The organism is Serratia sp. CY83965 (assembly GCF_052166375.1).
GTDB classification, from domain to species: Bacteria; Pseudomonadota; Gammaproteobacteria; order Enterobacterales; family Enterobacteriaceae; genus Serratia; species Serratia marcescens.
The window spans coordinates 1-682 of sequence record NZ_JBJNOV010000029.1 but is presented as its reverse complement, the minus strand read 5'-3'; the positions used below and the strand labels follow the sequence as shown (position 1 = coordinate 682).

The following is a 682-nucleotide window of genomic DNA, read 5'->3' as shown; positions in this document are numbered from 1 at the left end:
GTAATCCGCGGTTCCGCGCTGAAAGCGCTGGAAGGCGAAGCTGAGTGGGAAGCGAAAATCATCGAACTGGCCGAAGCCCTGGACAGCTACATCCCAGAGCCAGAGCGTGCTATCGACAAGCCGTTCCTGCTGCCAATCGAAGACGTATTCTCCATCTCCGGTCGTGGTACCGTTGTTACCGGTCGTGTTGAGCGCGGTATCATCAAAGTTGGCGAAGAAGTTGAAATCGTTGGTATCAAAGACACCGTTAAGTCTACCTGTACTGGCGTTGAAATGTTCCGCAAACTGCTGGACGAAGGCCGTGCTGGTGAGAACGTAGGTGTTCTGCTGCGTGGTATCAAACGTGAAGAAATCGAACGTGGTCAGGTACTGGCTAAGCCAGGCTCCATCAAGCCGCACACCCAGTTCGAATCTGAAGTGTACATCCTGAGCAAAGATGAAGGTGGTCGTCACACGCCATTCTTCAAAGGCTACCGTCCACAGTTCTACTTCCGTACCACTGACGTGACCGGTACCATCGAACTGCCAGAAGGCGTAGAGATGGTAATGCCAGGCGACAACGTGAACATGGTTGTAACCCTGATTCACCCAATCGCGATGGACGACGGTCTGCGTTTCGCAATCCGTGAAGGCGGCCGTACTGTAGGCGCTGGTGTTGTTGCTAAAGTTATCGCTTAATCGC

At 53.2% G+C, this 682-nt stretch carries 1 protein-coding gene; it reads left to right on the top strand.

Translation table 11 applies throughout. From position 1 onward, the window contains the following. Positions 1 to 678 (top strand): EF-Tu/IF-2/RF-3 family GTPase (locus tag ACJ8PL_RS25510; protein ID WP_042789567.1); only part of this gene is annotated, 678 nt, incomplete at its 5' end. Between the last annotated feature and the right edge of the window lie 4 nt (positions 679 to 682).